We start from the raw sequence: 20,072 nt of genomic DNA on the forward strand, positions 1-20,072 counted from the left end.
GGCACGTCGGCGCGCGGCATCTCGCCATTTCGTTAGGCTGAGCACGTGACCACATCCGAAACGACCGAGGCGAGTGTCCTTGTCGAGGCCGTGACCGGACTGCGCGACGCCGTCGAGTCCTCCGTGCTTCCGCTGAGCACACCGGGCCAGACACAGGGCATCGCCGTGCGCCGCGAGCTCATCCAACAGCTCGACGACTACGTCCTGCCGCGACTCCGCTCCATCGACGCTCCGCTGCTCGCGGTCGTCGGCGGATCGACCGGCGCAGGCAAGTCCACGCTCGTGAACTCGATCGTCGGAGCCCAGGTCAGCCGCTCCGGCGTGCTCCGCCCCACGACGACGAGCCCCGTGCTCGTGCACCACCCCGAGGACCGCAAGTGGTTCTCGGACCAGCGCATCCTCCCCAGCCTGGCCCGGGTCACTGGTGGTCCCGGTGAGGAGTCCACGCCAGGGACCGTGCGCCTCGTCCCGTCAGCGACGCTGCCATCCGGCATGGCCCTGCTCGACGCACCTGACATCGACTCCGTCGTCGCTGCCAACCGTGAGCTCGCGGGCCAGCTGTTGTCCGCAGCTGACCTGTGGCTGTTCGTCACTACGGCGGCCCGCTACGCCGACGCCGTGCCGTGGGACCTGCTGCGCACCGCCGCCGAGCGCGGTACCGCCGTCGCCATCGTCCTTGACCGCATTGCACCCGAAGCAGTCGATGAGATCCGCCCCCACCTCGCCGGGATGCTGCGCGAGCAGGGGCTTCCGACGGCTCCGATCTTCACCGTTCCCGAGTCGGCGCTCACCACCGAGGGGTTCCTGCCCGCCGAGGCGATGGGTCGCCTCAAGGCCTGGCTCGACGCCCTCGCCGGAGACGCCCGCGCCCGCTCCGTCGTCGTCAGCCAGACCCTCAAGGGCGCCATGGGTTCGCTGGATGGCCGCACCGCCTCACTGGCCGAGGCCTCCGATGAGCAGTCAGCTGCAGCAGACGGGCTCATCGCTGCGGCGAACAGCAACTACGAGCACGCAACCGATGGCGTCAAGGACGGCATGACCGACGGAACGCTGTTGCGCGGCGAGGTCCTGGCCCGTTGGCAGGAGTTCGTCGGCACCGGCGAGTTCTTCCGTCAGATCGAGTCGACCCTGTCCAAATGGCGCGACAAGGTCACGGCGGCCCTCAAGGGTCAGCCCGCTCCCACCGAGGACCTCGGCGAGGCGCTCCAGTCGGGTGTCGCCAACCTCCTCGTCGCCCACGCCTCCGCCGCCTCCGCCGACACCGCCCGCGAGTGGCGCCGCCTGCCCGGTGGTGGCGCACTGCTCGCCGATCACCCCCAGCTGGCGAAGCCCTCGGCAGACTTCAACCCGCGCGTCGAGGCCATGGTGCGCCAGTGGCAGGGCGAGGTCTTCGACATCGTCCGCAGCGAAGGCGGCAACCGACGCACGAACGCCCGCATCGCGGCATACGGGGTCAATGGCATTGGACTCTTCCTCATGCTCGTGTCGTTCGCGGCAACCGGTGGCCTCACCGGGGCCGAGTTCGGCATTGCCGGTGGCACGTCCGTCTTGGCCCAGCGCGTCCTCGAAGCCATCTTCGGAGATCAGGCCGTGCGTGAGATGGCGGCCAAGGCGCGTGCCGGGCTGCTGACGCACGTCACCGAGCTCTATGACACGGAGCGCGAGAGGTATGCCGCTGTCGTCGCCTCCGTGGGTGACACGGCGCAGCAGTCGGCCGCACTCCACGCCGCTGCGAAGCGCGTGCGCGAGGTCTCCGCATGAGCCCACTGCGTATGGGCAGCGCCACGATCAAGGGTGTGTCTGCCGAGTCCCTCACCGCTGCCTCGTCCTCCCTCGAGGCCGCCATCGACACCGGCGGTTCCGAGCTCCCGCCGGCACCTGTCTCCAAGGCGACTGCCGTCGTGACCAAGGTGGGGGAGCGGACCGCCCTCGTTGGTGGCCACACCGTCGTCGCGCTTGCTGGTGCCACCGGTAGCGGCAAGTCCTCACTCTTCAACCAGCTCGTCGGCACGGACGTTGCCACCGTGGGTGCGCGCCGGCCCACGACCTCCAAGCCCACCGCGGGTGTGTGGGGCGATGAGCCTGCCGGGCCCCTGCTCGACTGGCTCGGAGTCGCGACTCGCCACCACGTCGAGAGCGACAAGGGCGGCGCCGGCGCGGTCGGCTCGCTCGATGGTCTCGTGCTGCTCGACCTGCCCGACTTCGACAGCCGTGAGACGTCGAACCGGGTCGAGGCCGAGCGCGTCCTCGAGCTCGTCGACGTCTTCGTCTGGGTCACGGACCCGCAGAAGTATGCCGACGCCCGACTCCACGATGACTATGTCTCGGCGCTCGCAACGCACGACGCCGTCACCATCGTCGTCCTCAACCAGGTCGACCGCCTCAGTGACTCAGAGATCAAGGAGTGCGTCGCCGACCTCACCCGGCTCATGGCCCGCGACGGCATCCCCAAGGCCACGGTCATCCCGACCTCCGCTCGCACCGGTCGCGGCATGGACGTCCTCGGCCAGCGACTCAGCAACGCGGTGTCCGGCTCCAACGCCGCCCGAGCCCGCCTCGCCGCAGACGTGCGTCAGTCAGCTGCCGCCCTGCGACCGGCCGTCGCCGACACCGAGCCCACCATCAAGGCCAAGGGTGAGAATGAGCTCGTCGACGCGCTCGCTCGCGCCGCGGGTGTCCCCACGGTCGTGCGCGCCGTCGAGCGTGACTACTCGATGCAAGCCGTCACGCACACCGGGTGGCCGATGACACGTTGGGTGCAGAAGCTCCGGCCCAAGCCGTTGCGCCGCCTGCGTCTCGACGCCGGTCGCGGCGACATCAGCGTGACCCAGGCCGATGTCCGCTCCGTGCTCGGTCGCTCGTCCCTGCCGCCGCCAACTCCTGCAGCACGGGCAGCAGTCGACCTCGCCACCCGACGCCTCGCCGACAAGGCCGGCTCGGCGCTGCCGACACCGTGGGGCGATGCGGTCGACGATGCGGCTTCACCCTCGGGCCACTCGATGGCGGACGCCCTCGACCAGGCCGTGATCCACACCTCGCTGCGCTCGCGCACCCCGGTGTGGTGGCGCGTCGTCGGCGTCATCCAGATCCTGCTCGCCCTCGCGGTGCTGTCCGGGGCGCTGTGGTTCGTCGTCCTCTGGGTGCTCGGCTGGCTCCAGTTCCCGAGCATCGAGACGCCGATGTGGGGGCCGCTGCCGTGGCCCTTCGTCTTGCTCTTCGGCGGAGTTGTGGCGGGTCTGCTCCTGGCGCTGGTGTCACGGTTCCTCGCCGGCATCGGAGCCCGACGTCGGGGAGCGGTCATCAACGGCCGGCTGCGCGACTCCATCTCGGTCGTGGCCGACGAGCGCATCCTCGCGCCCGTGACGGCCATCCTCGAGCGGCACCGCGAGACGCGGCAGCACCTCGAAGCCGCAGCCAAGGTCTGAGCGGATCTGACGATCTGAGCACGAGCCGCTGTCCACAGGGGAGCGGTCGGCGTCGTGCTGTCCACAGATTGCTGGATCGCCGTTGTCCCCGTGTCCGAACCTCCTGAGGCTGGTCGCAGCGCATCGCACGAGCGGTGCCTGATCAGCAGAGGAGCAGCCATGCAGGACACCATCGTGACCGTCCACGGACGCCTCGTCGCCGACCCCGAGGTCTGCGTGGGGCGTAGCGGTCAGCCGTACGCGAAGTTCCGGGTCGCCTCGACCCCACGTCGACCGGTCTCCGGTCAGCCGGGTGCCTTCGAGGATGGCGACACGGCTTTCTACACCGTCTATGCCTTCCGCAACCTCGGTGCCAACGTCGTGAAGTCCTTCGGCAAGGGTGAGCCGGTCGTCGTGCACGGGCGCCTGCGGGTGCGCGAGTTCCAGCGTGAGGACAAGTCCTATGGCACGTCGGTCAACATCGACGCCAACGTCGCCGGGCACGACCTGAGCTGGGGTCAGGCGGTCTACGAGAAGGTCGCCAAACCGTCCTACGGGTCAGGCGACCGCATGGATGACGCGTTCGGGGCGCAGGAGGAGTCGGGGAGCTACGGGGACCCGGAGCACGACGACTACCTGCTGGCCGAGCGTCCGGACGTGGCCTCGAGCGGCCCATTGGTCGAGCAGCCGGCGGCCTGAGTGCAACGGATTCGGGGATGGGGCAGGCAGTCGATAGCCTTGCCCCATGCCCGAGTTCATTTATGTCATGTCGCGCGCCCGCAAGGCGCACGCCGAGAAGGTCATCCTCGATGACGTCACGCTGTCGTTCCTGCCCGGCGCCAAGATCGGTGTCGTCGGTCCCAACGGTGCCGGCAAGTCGTCCGTCCTCAAGATCATGGCCGGCCTCGACCAGCCCTCCAACGGTGAGGCGCGACTGACCCCGGGCTACAGCGTCGGGATCCTCATGCAGGAGCCCGAGCTCAACGAGGAGAAGACCGTCCTCGGCAACGTGGAGGAGGGCGCAGGCGAGATCAAGGCCAAGCTCGACCGCTACAACGCCATCTCCGAGGAGATGGGCGAGCCCGACGCCGACTTCGACGCCCTCATGGTCGAGATGGGCAAGCTCCAGGAAGACATCGACGCCGCCGACGCGTGGGACCTCGACTCCCAGCTGGAGCAGGCGATGGATGCCCTGCGCTGCCCGCCCCCGGACGCCGACGTCACCGTCCTCTCCGGTGGTGAGCGCCGCCGTGTCGCCCTGTGCAAGTTGCTCCTGCAGAAGCCGGACCTCCTGCTCCTCGACGAGCCCACCAACCACCTCGACGCCGAGTCGGTCCTCTGGCTCGAGCAGCACCTCGCCGCCTACCACGGCGCCGTCGTCGCCGTGACCCACGATCGCTACTTCATGGACAACGTCGCGGAGTGGATCCTTGAGCTCGACCGTGGTCGCGCCTACCCCTACGAGGGCAACTACTCGACCTACCTCGAGAAGAAGCAGGCTCGTCTGCAGGTCCAGGGCAAGAAGGACCAGAAGCTCTCCAAGCGGCTCGCCGACGAGCTCGAGTGGGTGCGCTCCAACGCCAAGGCACGCCAGACGAAGTCCAAGGCCCGTCTCGCCCGCTACGAGGAGATGGCGGCCGAGGCAGACCGCACCCGCAAGCTGGACTTCGATGAGATCCAGATCCCGCCGGGCCCGCGCCTGGGCAGCAAGGTCATCGAGGTCAAGGACCTCAAGAAGGGCTTCGGCGACCGCGTCCTCATCGACGGACTGACATTCTCGTTGCCGCGCAACGGAATCGTCGGTGTCATCGGCGCCAACGGTGTCGGCAAGACCACGCTCTTCAAGACGATCGTCGGCCTCGAGTCGGCCGATGGCGGGCTCGTCGACGTCGGTGAGACGGTCAAGATCTCCTACGTCGACCAGAGCCGCGGCGGCCTCGACCCCAACAAGAACCTCTGGGAGACCGTGTCCGGTGGACACGACTACATCCAGGTCGGCCACGTCGAGATCCCCTCGCGCGCCTATGTCTCGCAGTTCGGCTTCAAGGGTCCCGATCAGCAGAAGAAGGCCGGGGTCCTCTCCGGTGGGGAGCGCAACCGCCTCAACCTCGCGCTGACCCTCAAGGAGGGTGGCAACCTGCTGCTCCTCGACGAGCCGACCAACGACCTCGACGTCGAGACCCTCGGTTCACTCGAGAACGCCCTGCTCGAGTTCCCGGGCTGCGCCGTGGTCATCAGCCACGACCGGTGGTTCCTCGACCGCGTGGCGTCGCACATCCTCGCCTACGAGGGCACGGAGGAGAACCCGGGCAACTGGTACTGGTTCGAGGGCAACTTCGAGGCCTATGAGGCCAACAAGATCGAGCGCCTGGGCGAGGACGCGGCCCGACCGCACCGCGTCACCTACCGCAAGCTCACCCGCGACTGATCGTCGCTCGGAGGGGCAGACCGCTACGGGTTCAAGTTCGACGGCCTCGCCGGATTCACACCGGATGCCGACACCACGGGCGCGTTCCTAGCAGGATGGGCATCTGGCCGTGAAGACCTCCTACTGGCGGTGGCCCCGAAGGCGGCCGGCGACTCCGTGTGGCCGTGTAGACCTACTCAGTAGGGCCGCCCCGGCGCGCTATGCAGGGGGTAGGCGGCGTCTCGGACAGCCGCTCCACGGGCATTCAGCCAAGATCGTCAGTCATCTCCTGGATCTCTTGTCGCGTGGGCACTGCGTGATCAACCTGGAGGGGTGCCAGGTCCGCCAAACCCTCACCATCGAGACGTCAGGTCTTGGGTTGCCAATCGGGGTTGAATGGGAAGTCGGCACCGGCGAAGATGACGTTGCAGCACTGGTCGTTCTTGCTCATCAGCGCGACGTCGAGCTGTGGGTTCTCGTTGCCCGCGGTGTAGGCGAGCTTTCTCCCGTCAGGTGACACCGCTGGATCGTCTGCGAGGAAGACGCCGCAGTCGCCGCCCTGAGCGATCTGACGGAAGCCGCCGCCGGACAGATCGGTGATGCCGACGCCGCAGATGTCAGTGGGGCTGGCCACGGTGAACACGACGTTCTTGCCGTCCGGCGTGACGTCCGGCGCGCTGCCGTCGAAGTGCCACTGCCCTCCGGGTCCGGCCAGGCCGCCGGCGCCCACGACATCGGAGATCGCGCCGCTCTGGAGATTCACCTTGCGGACGGACCGCGATCCCAGCTGGCAGTCGTCGGCGAAGACGACGTAGCGGTTGTCTGCGGCCCACGTCGGGGCGTCGGCGCATCCGTCGTCGGCGCTGGTGAGGCGGGTTGGCATGCCTCCGGCGACCGGTTTGACGAACATCGACCGGCGGGCGACGCTCCCGTCGTCGGAACGAACGAAGACGATCTTGGTGCCGTCCGCCGACCAGCCGGGCGAGATGTCGTCCCCCGGGCCGTTGGTGAACCGCCGGGCTCGGGATCCGGTGGCCTGCATCAGCCAAAGGTCCCCAGCGCGTTCGAACACAATCGTCTGTCCATCCGGGGACCAGCGAGGTGCATGGTCGTCCGGACCGGCGGTCAACGTCTGAAGACCCGCTCCGCTCGGCTGAATCGAGTAGATGACACCGCGCATCTCGAACGCTATCCGACCGTTCGTGCCGGGTGACGCCGCGTAGGCCGCGGACGGGACCGCGACGGCCGCCATCATCACGCTTACGCACCCAGCGAAGGCCAACCGGATACTGCGACAGGTGGCACGCGACATGGAGGGGCTCCTCTCGCGGGGGGACTTTGCATCATAGTCCTGTAATCGGCTGGCGCACAGAGCCCGGGGTGCGGCGTCGCGTGGAATAAGCAAGGGGAGGAGTTCCACCTAACCCTGTGGGGGTCGCCAGCCTCGGGGGTGGGGGACGACCCCCGGTCGTGAGGACTAGCGCCACACGCGCGCGCTCATGCCGCACCCCACACGGGACGTTGCCGCGCACGAGAACATGCACGCCCTCGGGAGGGAACTCATAGACCGCCATCGCCCGCCTCACTCGCGGCCGCCGAACCGCGGTGCCCCGAACTTGTCGGCCCGTCGTTGCACTGAAGTTCGGTCGGCCACGCGGTCACGCTCGGGCTGTCCTTGATGTGGTCTGCGAGACGTTCGGCCCGCATGTCGCGGCGTGCGTTGACGAGTTCGGGGTCATCGGAACGCTATCGGTTCGTAGTGCGGTCTGCCCCTTCCTTCACCCCTGTGGGACACGAAGACCGTCACCTGGTCCGCAATCCATGACGGGCCGGCATACGCGTCCATCACGCGTAGCCAGTGCGTCGCCTCGAACGGGCGGCGTGACCGCGCCAGCGTGAGGTGAGGCCGATAGTCGCCAGCCGCCGGTGAGGCACCCACGCGCCCGACGGCTCGGCGCACGCCCAGGGCCAGTGCCTCGAGCTCGGCGAGGCCCTCGTCCGCGCCTGAGAGGACGTCCATCCACACGACCCGTGCCTGGTCCGGCGAGGGGAAGACGCCAGCGCCGTGGAGCTGCAACGGGATGGGTGACCGTCCCCCGGAGACATCGGCGATCGCCTCGATGGTGGCGTCGACCAAGTGCTCGGGCACCTCGGCCATGAACGCGAGCGTCACGTGCCACAGGTGGGGAGGCGTCCAGCGCAGCTCGGACTGCACCTCGCGCCGCGCCTCGACAAAGGACTCGAGATCGGCGTGGGCGCTCGGTGGCGGGACGACGGCGGCAAACATTCGCACCGAGCCATTGTGCGACGTGTTGCGACGGCAACGACATTCGGCGCAGGATCACCTCATGCGGTGTGGACTGCAGGTCTCCTACTTCTCCTGGCCGAACGCCCCGGCGTCCATCGGCCCCACCTTCAGGCGAATCGCCCAGAACGCAGAGGGCGCCGGCATGGCCTCTCTCTGGGTCATGGACCACTTCTTCCAGATCGACATGATCGGACCGCCTGAGCTCGAGATGCTCGAGGGCTACACGGCCCTTGCGTATGCCGCTGCCGCCACCGAGCGGATCGAGCTCGGCACGCTCGTGACCGGGGTGACCTACCGCCATCCCGGACTGCTCGCCAAGACCGTCACGACGCTCGACGTCCTCTCCGGTGGTCGCGCCTGGCTCGGCATCGGCGCGGCGTGGAACGAGGAGGAGCACCGTGGCCTCGGAGTGCCGTATCCCGGTGTCTCAGAGCGGTTTGAGCGGCTCGAGGAGACGTTGCAGATCGCGCGGCAGATGTTTGACGGTGACGAGACGGCGTATGCCGGCCAGCACTATTCCCTCGAACGTCCCCTCAACGTGCCCGCACCGTTGCGTCGCACCCCGATCCTCATCGGTGGCAGTGGGCCGAAGAAGACGCTGCGCCTCGTCGCGAAGTACGCCGATGCCTGCAACCTCTTCGACGCCGGTCCCGAGGCGATGGCGGCCCGGCTCGCGATCCTGCGCGGCCACTGTGACGACGTGGGACGCGACCCGCGAGAGATCGAGGTGACTGCCCTGTCGCGACTGACTCTGGGGTCTGCTGGTGGCACCTCACCGCGTGGTGAGCAGGTCAAGTCCGTCGACGAGGCAGTGGACTACTACGGCACCCTCGCCGAGGTCGGACTAGACCACGTCATCGTGTCGATGTCGAACGACACGGACGACACGGCATACGAACTCGTCGGTGAGCTCGTGCGACAGCTCGAGCCGGTGACGGCAGGGAAGTGGTGACGAACCGACTGACGGTCAGCGCGGGTCGCTGACCTTCGTCCCGGCGAGGAAGACCGAGCTGCCGAAGGGCAGGTTGGCCCGCTGGAGCACGGCGTGGTCGATCTTCGTGAGTCCCATGAGGGCGTGGTGGAGCGCTCGTGGGACTTGAGGGACGTCGACGACGTCGGCTGGCCGGGTGTGCTTGCGATCGCGCAGTTTGCGGGCCACACGCTCCGCGAGGAACCCGGGGAAGACGGACGTGAAGGCGTAGGTCGCGCGTTCGACCCGGAACCCTGCGGCCTCGACGGCGCAGACGGCGCGACGTTTGGTGTAGCGGCGGAAGTGCCCGTTCGCCACGTCGAAGTCGGTCCAGGCCCACTGGTAGGCCGGAACGGCCATGAGGAAGGCGCCGCCCGGCTGGAGCACCCGGTTGACCTCGGCCAGGGCCTCGGCCTCGGGGTCGCAGTGCTCGATGACGTCGAACGCCGACACCATGTCGAAGCTCGCATCCGCGAAGGGGAGCGCCAGGGCCGAGCCACACACGCCGTTGGAGCCCAGCCCGCGCGGGTCGATGTCGAGCGAGGCGAGGTGTCGGGTGCCGTCGTGGAGCCAGCTGGCGCTGGGGCCGTCGGCGCTGCCGATGTCGAGCACCGTCGTGCGACCGTCGGCGAATTCACTCAGCGCGGCATGGAGCAACTCCGTGCGCGCGAGGTACCACCAGTAGTCGGGTTGTTCGATCGACGGGGAGCCCCCGTGTCCTCCGGCGTCGGTCATGGTGGGAGAGCCTATCGGCGGGTGACGAGCCGGACAGCAAGGTCCCCGTTGGTGCGGCCGATGTCTTCGGGGGTGCGACGGATCTCTGGGGAGTACCAGCGCGCGACGTCCACGGCCAGGGAGAGCAGGGCCAGTGCGGTCGCCGAGACGTCCTCAACCTCGAAGTTGCCCTGGGCCACGCCGTCGCGGAGCACTCCGCGGACGACCTCGTCGATCTCCTTGCGCAGGGTGAGGACCGTGTCGCGGTGCTCGGGGGTGAGGTGGCGGAACTCGTACTGCACGATCCGCCCCAGCTGGTGGTGCTCCGCGTGCCACGTCGAGAAGCCCGCGATGATCGAACGCAGGGCGTCGCTGGGGGATGCGGCAACCTCGGCTGCGGCCACGAGCTGGTCGCGAGCCGTCTGGTGGCCCCGGCGGCTCAGCTGGAAGAGCAGGTCCTCCTTGGACGAGAAGTGGACGTAGACGCCTGCGGGGGAGAGGCCAGCCCGAGAGGCGATGTCTCGGGTCGTCGTCGCGTGGAAACCCTTCTGCGAGAACGCGTCAGCGGCGGCCATCATCAAGCGCAGGACCGTGGCACCTGCCGTGTCGCCCGAGTCCTCGAGGGTTGCGAGGATGCTCTGTTCCGACAGCGGAGCTCCTGTGGTGGCCGACATGTTGACAGCATGCCTGAGGCCCGGTTGACTAAGCAAGCGCTTAGTCAACTGTATTTCTTTCGAGGAGTGTCATGCCCCGCAACATCTACGACGACGACCACGAGGCCTTCCGGAGCTCCGCTCGTGAGTTCGTCGAGCGGACCCTCAAGCCCCGAGCCGAGGAGATGATTCGCGACCACACCATCGCGCGTGACATCTGGATCGAAGCCGGAAAGCAGGGCTTCTTCGGCCTGACCATCCCCGAGGAGTTCGGCGGAGCCGGAATCGACGACTACCGCTTCAACGCCGTCCTGGCCGAGGAGCTGGCGAAGTTCAACGTCGCCGTCTCGTCCTGCTTCGGCATCCACGCGGACATCACCGCGCCCTACCTCGTCGCGATGGGCACGCAGGAGCAGAAGGCTCGCTGGCTTCCGCAGGTCGCCACCGGCGAGACGATCATGTCCATCGGCATGACCGAGCCCTCGGGTGGCTCGGACCTCGCCGCCCTGAAGTCCACGGCCGTCAAGGCTGACGACGGCAGCGGCGACTGGATCCTCAACGGCTCCAAGACCTTCATCACGAACGGCTACCAGTGCGACCTCGCCGTCGTCGCGGCCCGCACCGACCCCACCAAGGGCGCCAAGGGCATCTCGCTCTTCGTCCTCGAGGCCACCGACGAGGGCTTCTCCAAGGGCAAGCCGCTCGACAAGGTGGGCCAGCCTGAGTCGGACACGTCCGAGCTGTTCTTCGAGAACGTCCGCCTGCCCGCCGACCGCCTCCTGGGCCCGGAGGGCATGGGCTTCATCACGATGATGCAGAAGCTCCCTCAGGAGCGGCTCGGCAACGCCATCGGTTGTGTGGCGCACGCGGGCCAGATCCTCGAGGAGACGATCGAGTACACCAAGGAGCGCAAGGCCTTCGGTCAGCCGATCGGCTCCTTCCAGCACAACAAGTTCAAGATCGCCGAGCTCGTGACGATGATCGAGGTCGCCCAGGCCTACATCGACGACTGCGTGGCAGCGCACGCCGAGGGCAAGCTCACCGCCGTGGACGCGGCCAAGGCCAAGTGGTGGGCCGCCGAGACCCAGAGCAAGGTTCTCGACGAGTGCGTCCAGCTGCACGGTGGCTACGGCTACATGAACGAGTACCGCGTCGCCCGCGCCTGGCGGGACGCTCGGATCAACAAGATCTGGGCCGGCACGAACGAGATCATGAAGGAACTCATCGGCCGCGACCTGGGGTTGTAGACCCACGGGTCGAAAAGCCGAGAAGAGCCGGTATGCCGTGTGTGCGGCATGCCGGCTCTTCTTGCGTCTGCGTCGTTGGCGGTTAGAACCGCCAGATCCGCAGACGCAAGGGGTGGGCGGGTGGCGTCGGGTCAGGCTTGGGCGGCGGTGAGTTCCGCCAGGATGTCGTCGATGGCGTCGTAGGAGCTCTGGAGGCCGTGCTCCATGCCGGAGTCGATGACGGCCTGGACGGTCTCGGGGGAGTCGTAGGTGATGGTGGCCGTCAAAGTTGTCGTCATCGTCCCCGTGTTTTCGACGTAGGTCGTGTCGATGACCGAGTAGGGGCTGTCGATGTTGTCGAAGCGCTCGGTGTGCACCAGGCGACCCGGTCGGTCGATCTCCTTGTAGTGGCCCGAGAAGGACACCTCGTCGCCCGAGGAGGCAGCGCCCATGGCGAAGTGCCAGGCGCCGCCGACGCGGAGGTCGACCTCACAGGTGGTCACGGTGCCGTGGCCGGCGCCCCACCACTTGCGGATGTGCTCGGGGTTGGTCATCGCCTCGAAGACGAGTTCTGCGGTGCCGGGGAAGGTCCGGGTGATGACCATCTCCGATCCCTCGGTGGTGATGGTGGCGCGCTCGTGGGCGCCCGTGAGCTGTGCTGCGGTTGGTTGCGGAAGGGACTCTGTGCTCATGGCCTTCTCCTGTCGGTGTCGCCCTCGTCGGAGGGCTGGTGGATGGACGCGAGGTAGTCGCCGAGGTTGTCGAACTGCTGCTCCCAGTGCTGGCGGTAGAGCTCGAGCCACGATGTCGCGTCCTTGAGGGGGGCGACCGAGATGCGGCAGTGGCGCCGCTGCCCATCTCGGCTCTTCGTGATGAGACCGGCTCGCTCGAGGACCGTGAGGTGCTTCGAGATCGCCGGCAAGGACATGGCAAACGGTTCAGCGAGCTCACCGACCGTGGCGTCACCCGAGGAGAGGCGAGCCAGGATGGCCCGTCTCGTCGGGTCGGCCAGGGCGGCGAACGTGGTGCTGAGTGCGTCGGTCACATTGTTAACCTAACGGATAATTAACCACTTAGGCAAGTGTCTCGGCGAAGTTGTTGTGGCACAGGTCAGCCGAGGGGGCGGCTGCAGGTTCAGTCGAGGGGTCCGCCGGCCACGTAGATGACCTGACCTGACACGAACCCGGCCTCCTCGGAGCACAGGAACGAGATCGTCGCAGCGATGTCCTCGGGCTGCCCGACCCGCTGAACCGGCGTCTGAGACGCTGCGTGGGCCAGGAAGTCCTCGAACGAGACGCCCATGCGCTCGGCCGTGGCTGCGGTCATGTCCGTCTGGATGAAGCCGGGCGCGACGGCGTTGGCGGTGACGCCGAACTTGCCCAGCTCGATGGCGAGGGTCTTGGTGAAGCCCTGCAGTCCGGCCTTGGCGGCGGAGTAGTTCGCCTGGCCCCTGTTGCCCTGCGCCGAGGACGACGAGAGGTTGACGATGCGTCCGAACTTCTCGGCCGTCATGTGGGCCTGGCAGGCCTTCGCCATGAGGAACGCGCCACGCAGGTGGACGTTGATGACCGAGTCCCAGTCGGACTCGCTCATCTTGAAGAGCAGGTTGTCGCGAATGATGCCGGCGTTGTTGACGAGCACGACCGGTGCACCCAATTCGTCCGCGACCGGGCCACTCCCGCTGCCACCTGTTCGCCGTCGGTGACGTCGATGCCCACTCCGAGCGCCGAACCCCCGGCCTCGCGGATGGACGCGGCAACCACCTCGCACGCCGACTCGTCGAGGTCGACGACCGCGACGGCATACCCGTCCTTGGAGAGGCGGCGCGCGGTCGCGGCGCCGATCCCGCGGGCGGCTCCGGTGACGACGGCGGTGCGGGCAGGTGTCACGACGGATTCCTCTGGTTCAGGGGTCAGTGGGTAGGTTGGCCTACTGCGCGAACCATACCCAGCCGGCTTCCTGACGGCTGCCCGCGCCACGTGGGCCGTCGTCGTCCCGGGTGAGGACGAAAACCCAGCTTGCTACACGACACGACGCGGAAGGTGGCCATGGAGATCTGGCCCGGAACGGCATACCCCTTGGGTGCAACGTACGACGGCAGTGGGGTGAACTTCGCCCTCTTCAGCGAGATCGCCGAGCGCGTCGAACTGTGCTTGATCGACGACGAGGGGGTGGAGACGCGCATCGAGGTGCCGGAGGTCGACCACTTCGTCTGGCACTGCTACCTCCCGAGCCTTCAGCCGGGGCAGCGCTACGGCTACCGGGTGCACGGGCCCTACGAGCCCGAGGCCGGGCACCGGTGCGACCCGACCAAGCTGCTGCTCGACCCCTATGCCAAGGCGATCGAGGGGCAGGTCTCGGACGACCAGGCGATCTTCTCGTACGACTTCATGGAGCCCGCGCAGCGCAACACCGAGGACTCCCTCGGCAAGACGATGCTCAGCGTCGTCATCAACCCCTACTTCGACTGGGGCCACGACCGGCCGCCGCGCCACGAGTACCACGACACCGTCATCTACGAGGCGCACGTGAAGGGCCTCACGATGACGCACCCGGACCTGCCCGAGGAGATCCGCGGGACGTATGCCGCGATCGGTCACCCGGTCATCACCGACCACCTCAAGGAGCTCGGCATCAACGCCATCGAGCTCATGCCCGTGCACCAGTTCGTCCAGGACACCTCGCTCCAGGCCAAGGGTCTGACGAACTACTGGGGCTACAACACGATCGGGTTCCTCGCGCCGCACAACTCCTATGCGCAGGGTCAGCAGGGCCAGCAGGTCACCGAGTTCAAGGCAATGGTCAAGGCCCTGCACGAGGTCGACATCGAGGTCATCCTCGACGTCGTCTACAACCACACCGCCGAGGGCAACGAGTTCGGCCCGACGATCTGTTTCCGCGGGATCGACAACGCGAGCTACTACCGGCTCGTCGACTCCGACAAGCAGCACTACTACGACACCACCGGCACCGGCAACAGCCTGCTCATGCGCAGCCCGCACGTCCTGCAGCTCATCATGGACTCGCTGCGCTACTGGGTCACCGAGATGCACGTCGACGGCTTCCGCTTCGACCTTGCAGCGACCCTGGCCCGCCAGTTCCACGAGGTCGACAAGCTCTCGGCCTTCTTCGACATCATCCAGCAGGACCCGGTGATCTCCCAGGTCAAGCTCATCGCCGAGCCGTGGGACGTCGGCGACGGCGGCTACCAGGTCGGCAACTTCCCGCCGCTGTGGACCGAGTGGAACGGCAAGTACCGCGACACGGTCCGCGACTTCTGGCGCGGCGTGCCAGCAACGTTGGGAGAGTTCGCCTCTCGCATCACGGGGTCGAGCGACCTCTACGAGCACAGCGGCCGCAAGCCGATCGCGTCGATCAACTTCATCACCGCCCACGACGGGTTCACGCTGCGCGACGTCGTGTCCTACAACGAGAAGCACAATGAGGCCAACGGGGAGGACGGCAACGACGGCGAGGGCCACAACCGCTCGTGGAACCACGGCGTCGAGGGCCCCACGGACGATCCAGAGATCCGGGCGGTCCGACTGCGTCAGCTACGCAACTTCACCACCACGCTGCTGCTGTCCCAGGGCGTGCCGATGATCAGCCACGGTGACGAGATCGGCCGCACCCAGGACGGCAACAACAACGTCTACTGCCAGGACAACGAGCTGGCGTGGGTCGACTGGGAGCTCGACGAGGACCAGCTCCAGCTGCTGGAGTTCACCAAGGCCGTCGTCAAGCTGCGGCGCACCCACCCGGTCTTCCGCCGCCGCCGCTTCTTCGCCGGATCGGCGGACCACGGCGGGCAGTCGACGATGGGTGACATCTACTGGTTGCAGCCCTCGGGCAGCCCCATGGACGAGTTCGGTTGGGACGGCGACACTCTGCAGGTCGCGATGTGGCTCAACGGTGGTGCCATCCACGAGCCCGACTCGCGCGGCCAGATGATCACCGACGACGACTTCCTCGTCTTCTTCAACGCCGACGACGAGCAGACGTCGTTCACCATCCCCGCGACCGAGTGGGGGGAGCGCTGGGTCACCGAGATCGACACGTGTGCTGATGTGGTCGACCCGGGCTGGCACGAGGCGGGCTCGCAGGTCATCGTGGGAGGCCGCGCCGTCGTCGTGCTCCGCGCCCCGCGCGAGAAGGCCGTCCACACGGTCGGGGCTGCCTCCTCCGAGCGCCAGGTCTGATGCGTATGCCATCCGCTCCGGTTGTCGTGCGCGACTTCCGTCGCGCTGTGCCGACCTCCACGTACCGACTCCAGATCCACGGTGGGTTCGGGTTCGACGCGGCAGCCGAGCAGACGGCATACATCGCGTCGTTGGGCGTCTCGCACCTCTATCTGTCGCCGATCCTGCAGCCAGCGCCGGGCTCGACGCACGGCTACGACGTCGTCGACCACACAGCCTTGAACTCCGAGGCGGGTGGTCGTGAGGCGTTCGACCGGCTCGTGACGGCCGCCCACGCCGCCGGGCTCGGCATCATCGTCGACGTCGTCCCCAACCACATGACGGTTCCGGATGCGACGTACCTCAACGCCGCCCTGTGGGGTTTCCTGAGGGAGGGCCGGGAGTCGGCGGCGGCGAGCTGGTTCGACGTCGACTGGGACGTGCACGACGGTCGGATCCTCATGCCGGTGCTCGGTGCGCCGCTGGACCGCGTTCTGGCGGCAGGGGAGCTGTCGCTGGCGCTGGACGGCGGTGCGAAGCACGACGAACCGGTGCTGCGCTACTACGACCACGAGTACCCCGTTGCACCCGGCACCGAAGGCTTGGATCTCGCCGATCTGGTTGCAGCACAGCACTATCAGCTGGCGGACTGGCGTGCTGGTGCGAAAGAGCTGAACTATCGCCGGTTCTTCGACGTCACCTCGCTCAAGGCGGTGCGAGTCGAGGATCCCGCCGTGTTCGATGCGACTCACGAGCTGCTCCTCGAGCTGTTCAGTGATGGGTCGATCGACGGTTTCCGGATCGACCACCCCGATGGTCTGGCTGACCCAGGGGGCTATCTCGCGCGTCTGGCCGAAGCCACCGAAAGTGCGTGGGTCGTCGCCGAGAAGATCCTCGAGGGTGAGGAGCAGCTGCCGCAGTCGTGGCGGTGCGCCGGGACGACGGGCTACGACACGATGCTGCGCGTGCAACAGGTCCTGACCTCTGGGGCGGGGGAGATGGCACTCGACGGTTTGTGGTCGTCGCATGCGCCGGCGGGCCGTGCGTCGCTCGACGACGTCGTGCTCGATTCCAAGCAGCTGGTCGTGCAGACCGTCCAGGCCGCCGAGGTCAACCGGCTCATGAGGTCGGTGGACCTGGTAGTCCCAGAGGGCGATTCAGCGGCTCTGCGTCGAGCCCTCGAGGCGCTGCTCGTGTCGATGGACCGCTACCGCGCCTACCTCGTCCCGGGTGAGTCGCACGACCCGGACCAGCTCGCGGTGTTGACGGCGGCGGGGGAGCGAGGGCGTGGCCTGCTCGAAGAAGGTGTGCGCGGCAACCTGGACCAGATCCTGGCCCTGGCACGCGGGGAAGTGCCCCCCGGAGCAGATCCCGCGGTCGTGGCGGACTTCATGGTGCGCTTCCAGCAGACCTGTGGGCCGGTCATGGCCAAGGGCATCGAGGACACGGCGTTCTATCGCTGGTCGCGGATGACGGGGGCCAACGAGGTCGGCGGCCACCCCTCGCACCTGTCCATCAGTGCGGACGAGTTCCACGACTTCGGCGCCCGCCAACTGGCCACGTGGCCGACGACGATGACCACTCTCACGACGCACGACACCAAGCGCTCCGAGGATGTCCGCGCCCGACTCATGACCATCGCCGAGAGCGCCGATGACTGGTCGACGTGGGTGCACGAGGCATCGAAGCTCGCTGCCACACAGCGTGATTCGCGCGTCGATCCGGCGACGGAGTACCTCATCTGGCAGACCGTCCTCGGCACCTGGCCGATCACACCGGACCGCATCGAGGGCTACGTGCTCAAGGCGATCCGCGAGGCCAAGGACCACACGGCCTGGGTCGACGGCGACGCCGACTACGAGGCCGCCATCGTCGGCTTCGCTCGCTCCGTGGTCTCGGACGCAGCTGTCGCGGCCCACGTCGAGACGTGGTTGTCGCTTCATGCAGCGTCCGTGCGCGCCAATGTCCTGGCCCAGAAACTCCTCCAATTGGTCACCGTCGGTGTGCCGGACGTCTATCAGGGGGCCGAGCTGCAGGCACTCACGTTGGTGGACCCGGACAACCGTGGGCTTGTCGACTACTCCGAGAGAGTGGCTCGGTTGGCGCGACTCGACGCAGGGGAGGGGCCCCGTGATCTCGACGACGAGAAGCTTCTTGTGACGTCGACGGCGCTTCGGCTCCGACGTGAGCACTTCGACTCGTTCATCGGCTCAGGTGCGACCTACTCGGGACCCGCCGTCTCCACGGACCACGCCCTGGCCCTCGCTCGCGGCGACTCCACCGGTGCGCACGTCGTCGCGGTCGTCACCCGTGAGGCCGACCGGCTCGCAGCGTCAGGTGGCTGGAGCCGTGCCACCGTCGCTCTGCCAGATGGTGAATGGCGAAACCTGTTGTCCGACAGTGGAACTGTGACCTTCTCCGGCGATGCTCGTCTGGCGGAGGTCCTCGTCGACCTGCCCGTCGCCCTGTTGGTGAGGGCGTCATGATCGAGGTCTGGGCACCCGATGCCACCAGCGTCGACATCGACTTCAGCGCACCCGGCGAAGCCCTCACACGGGCCCCCATGGTGCGCCGCGACGGAGGCTGGTGGCGCTGGGAAGGCGACCACACGGCATACGCCGCGTTTGACTATGCGTTCGTCCTCGATGGCGAGGAGCCGGCTCTCCCGGACCCGCGCAGCTCTTGGCAGCCATACGGTGTCGATGGACCGAGCCGCCTCTTCGACGTCGCCGTCCACGATTGGGCCGACACCACGTGGCGCGGGCCGCGCAATGGCGCAGGCACCCTCGGCGGCGTCATCTACGAGCTGCACATCGGCACGTTCACCAGCGAGGGCACGTTCGATGCGGCCATCGAACGACTCGACCACCTCGTCGACCTCGGGGTCGACGTCGTCGAGGTGCTGCCCGTCGCGGCGATCCCGGGGCGATGGGGTTGGGGCTACGACGGAGTGGACCTGTATGCCGTCCACGACGCTCTCGGTGGTCCGGTCGCCTTCCAGCGGTTCGTCGATGCGTGCCACGGGCGCGGCCTGGGTGTCTGCCTCGACGTCGTCTACAACCACCTCGGTCCGAGTGGCAACTATCTCGGGCGGTTCGGCCCCTACTTCACCCAGACACACCTGACCCCGTGGGGACCTGCGGTCAACCTCGACGCCCCCGGGTCGCAGGAGGTTCGCGCCTTCATCATCGAGAACGCCCTGCGCTGGCTGCGCGACTTCCACGTCGACGCACTACGGCTCGACGCTGTCCACGCCCTCGTCGACGACAGCGAGCGGCACCTGCTACGAGAGCTTTCCGACGCTGTAGCTGACCTGGGTCGCGAACTCAACCGACCGCTCGACCTCATCGCCGAGAGCGACCTCAACGACACGACGATGGTCACCTCCACCGCGGACGGTGGACTCGGGATGACGGCACAGTGGGCCGATGACGTCCACCACGGGCTGCATGTCGCGCTCACCGGCGAGACGCAGGGCTACTACGAGGACTTCGGCGGCGGCACCCGCACGCTCCCCGACGGCGGCCCGCTCGACGTGCTCGCACACGTCCTCACGCGCGGCTTCCTGCACGATGGCAGCTGGTCGACCTTCCGTGACCGCGCCTGGGGCAAGCCGGTCGACGTCGACGAACTCGACGGGCGACGGCTCGTGACCTACCTGCAAACCCATGACCAAGTGGGCAACCGCGCCACCGGTGACCGGATCGGAGCCAGCATCACACCCGGTCGGGCCGCCATCGGTGCCGCGCTCTATCTGCTCGGCCCGGGCACGCCGATGATCTTCATGGGTGAGGAGTTCGCGGCCTCGTCGCCGTGGCAGTTCTTCACCGACTTCACCGACGAAGGCATGGCCGAGGCGGTGCGCGCCGGGAGGCGGGCCGAGTTCGGCGGCCACGGCTGGGCCGCCGTCGACGTGCCTGACCCGCAGTCACGCGCCACGCGGGACGCGAGCGTGCTGCGCTGGGACGAGCTCGCATCGCAGCCCCACGCGTCGTTGCTCGCGTGGTACCGCCAACTCATCCGCGTGCGCCGCGAGGTCCTCGGCACGGGCGAGACCCGCTTCGCCGACGTCTCGTGCGCGATCGCCGACGGCGGCGCCACCTTCGCGATGCGACACCGGGCGATCACGGTCTCGGCCGACCTGGAACGGGACGCGGTCACCGTGTCTGCACCCGGCATACCCGATCTCGTCTTCCCCTGACGCACCTCCAG

15 protein-coding genes and 1 pseudogene are annotated in these 20,072 nt (G+C 67.8%); 9 read left to right on the forward strand and 7 right to left on the reverse strand.

What is annotated here, in order from left to right; translation table 11 throughout:
• Positions 1-45 precede the first annotated feature (45 nt).
• The 4 genes from ACFQRE_RS14445 to ettA all read left to right on the forward strand — a co-directional run bounded on the left by ACFQRE_RS14445 (position 46) and on the right by ettA (position 5,832).
• Positions 46-1,761: a dynamin family protein gene (locus ACFQRE_RS14445; protein ID WP_380123507.1), complete on the forward strand. Its 1,716-nt coding sequence runs from the start codon at positions 46-48 to the stop codon at positions 1,759-1,761.
• A complete protein-coding gene (locus tag ACFQRE_RS14450) occupies positions 1,758-3,425 on the forward strand; it encodes a YfjP family GTPase (protein WP_380123509.1) in 1,668 nt (555 codons plus the stop codon). The genes ACFQRE_RS14445 and ACFQRE_RS14450 overlap by 4 nt, the downstream gene beginning before the upstream one ends.
• Positions 3,426-3,584: 159 nt before the next feature.
• Entirely contained in the window at positions 3,585-4,103 is a 519-nt protein-coding gene (locus ACFQRE_RS14455; protein WP_380123511.1) for a single-stranded DNA-binding protein, read from the forward strand.
• Positions 4,104-4,149: 46 nt separating this feature from the next.
• The gene (gene ettA / locus ACFQRE_RS14460) at positions 4,150-5,832 is read left to right on the forward strand and encodes an energy-dependent translational throttle protein EttA (RefSeq protein ID WP_380123514.1); all 1,683 of its coding nucleotides are present in this window, start codon (positions 4,150-4,152) and stop codon (positions 5,830-5,832) included.
• A 346-nt stretch (positions 5,833-6,178) separates the two neighbouring features.
• Here the strand turns inward: ettA and ACFQRE_RS14465 are convergent, their stop codons facing one another.
• Both ACFQRE_RS14465 and thpR read right to left on the reverse strand, forming a co-directional pair.
• A complete protein-coding gene (locus tag ACFQRE_RS14465; protein WP_380123516.1) occupies positions 6,179-6,853 on the reverse strand; it encodes a hypothetical protein in 675 nt (224 codons plus the stop codon).
• Between the two features lie 693 nt (positions 6,854-7,546).
• Positions 7,547-8,098, reverse strand: a complete 552-nt coding sequence (gene thpR / locus ACFQRE_RS14470; RefSeq protein WP_380124286.1) for an RNA 2',3'-cyclic phosphodiesterase — start codon at positions 8,096-8,098, stop codon at positions 7,547-7,549.
• 61 nt (positions 8,099-8,159) lie between these two features.
• Here thpR and ACFQRE_RS14475 point away from each other — a divergent pair, with 61 nt between their 5' ends.
• The gene (locus tag ACFQRE_RS14475; protein WP_380123518.1) at positions 8,160-9,071 is read left to right on the forward strand and encodes an LLM class F420-dependent oxidoreductase; all 912 of its coding nucleotides are present in this window, start codon (positions 8,160-8,162) and stop codon (positions 9,069-9,071) included.
• A 15-nt stretch (positions 9,072-9,086) separates the two neighbouring features.
• Here ACFQRE_RS14475 and ACFQRE_RS14480 read toward each other — a convergent pair whose 3' ends face one another.
• Together ACFQRE_RS14480 and ACFQRE_RS14485 are read right to left on the reverse strand one after the other, a co-directional pair.
• On the reverse strand, positions 9,087-9,824 hold the full coding sequence (locus tag ACFQRE_RS14480; protein WP_380123520.1) for a class I SAM-dependent methyltransferase: 738 nt from the start codon (positions 9,822-9,824) through the stop codon (positions 9,087-9,089).
• A gap of 11 nt (positions 9,825-9,835) precedes the next feature.
• Entirely contained in the window at positions 9,836-10,477 is a 642-nt protein-coding gene (locus tag ACFQRE_RS14485) for a TetR/AcrR family transcriptional regulator (protein WP_380123523.1), read from the reverse strand.
• A 71-nt stretch (positions 10,478-10,548) separates the two neighbouring features.
• Between ACFQRE_RS14485 and ACFQRE_RS14490 the strand changes: the two genes are divergently transcribed.
• Positions 10,549-11,703, forward strand: coding sequence for an acyl-CoA dehydrogenase family protein (locus ACFQRE_RS14490; protein ID WP_380123525.1), 1,155 nt, complete (start codon positions 10,549-10,551; stop codon positions 11,701-11,703).
• Positions 11,704-11,834: 131 nt separating this feature from the next.
• On the opposite strand, the gene ACFQRE_RS14495 is transcribed toward ACFQRE_RS14490, so the two are convergent.
• The 3 genes and pseudogenes from ACFQRE_RS14495 to fabG form a co-directional block, all read right to left on the reverse strand.
• Positions 11,835-12,374 (reverse strand): SRPBCC domain-containing protein, encoded by a 540-nt coding sequence (locus ACFQRE_RS14495; protein ID WP_380123527.1) that lies wholly within the window; start codon positions 12,372-12,374, stop codon positions 11,835-11,837.
• Positions 12,371-12,727, reverse strand: coding sequence for an ArsR/SmtB family transcription factor (locus tag ACFQRE_RS14500; protein ID WP_380123530.1), 357 nt, complete (start codon positions 12,725-12,727; stop codon positions 12,371-12,373). Before ACFQRE_RS14500 ends, ACFQRE_RS14495 begins: the two co-directional genes overlap by 4 nt.
• 89 nt (positions 12,728-12,816) lie before the next feature.
• Positions 12,817-13,571 (reverse strand): annotated as a pseudogene (gene fabG / locus ACFQRE_RS14505) (3-oxoacyl-ACP reductase FabG).
• A 159-nt stretch (positions 13,572-13,730) separates the two neighbouring features.
• Between fabG and glgX the strand changes: the two are divergent.
• Genes glgX through treZ form a run of 3 tightly spaced genes read left to right on the forward strand, consistent with a single transcriptional unit; the run spans position 13,731 to position 20,061 of the window.
• Positions 13,731-15,881, forward strand: coding sequence for a glycogen debranching protein GlgX (gene glgX, locus ACFQRE_RS14510; protein WP_380123532.1), 2,151 nt, complete (start codon positions 13,731-13,733; stop codon positions 15,879-15,881).
• Positions 15,882-15,886: 5 nt separating this feature from the next.
• Positions 15,887-18,346 carry a malto-oligosyltrehalose synthase gene (gene treY, locus ACFQRE_RS14515; protein ID WP_380123535.1) on the forward strand — a complete coding sequence of 820 codons (2,460 nt, stop codon included), beginning with the start codon at positions 15,887-15,889 and terminating at the stop codon, positions 18,344-18,346.
• Positions 18,343-20,061, forward strand: a complete 1,719-nt coding sequence (gene treZ / locus ACFQRE_RS14520; RefSeq protein ID WP_380123537.1) for a malto-oligosyltrehalose trehalohydrolase — start codon at positions 18,343-18,345, stop codon at positions 20,059-20,061. Before treY ends, treZ begins: the two co-directional genes overlap by 4 nt.
• Positions 20,062-20,072: the final 11 nt, after the last annotated feature.

The sequence above is a fragment of the Knoellia pratensis genome (genome assembly GCF_042666395.1).
Lineage (GTDB): Bacteria > Actinomycetota > Actinomycetes > Actinomycetales > Dermatophilaceae > Knoellia > Knoellia pratensis.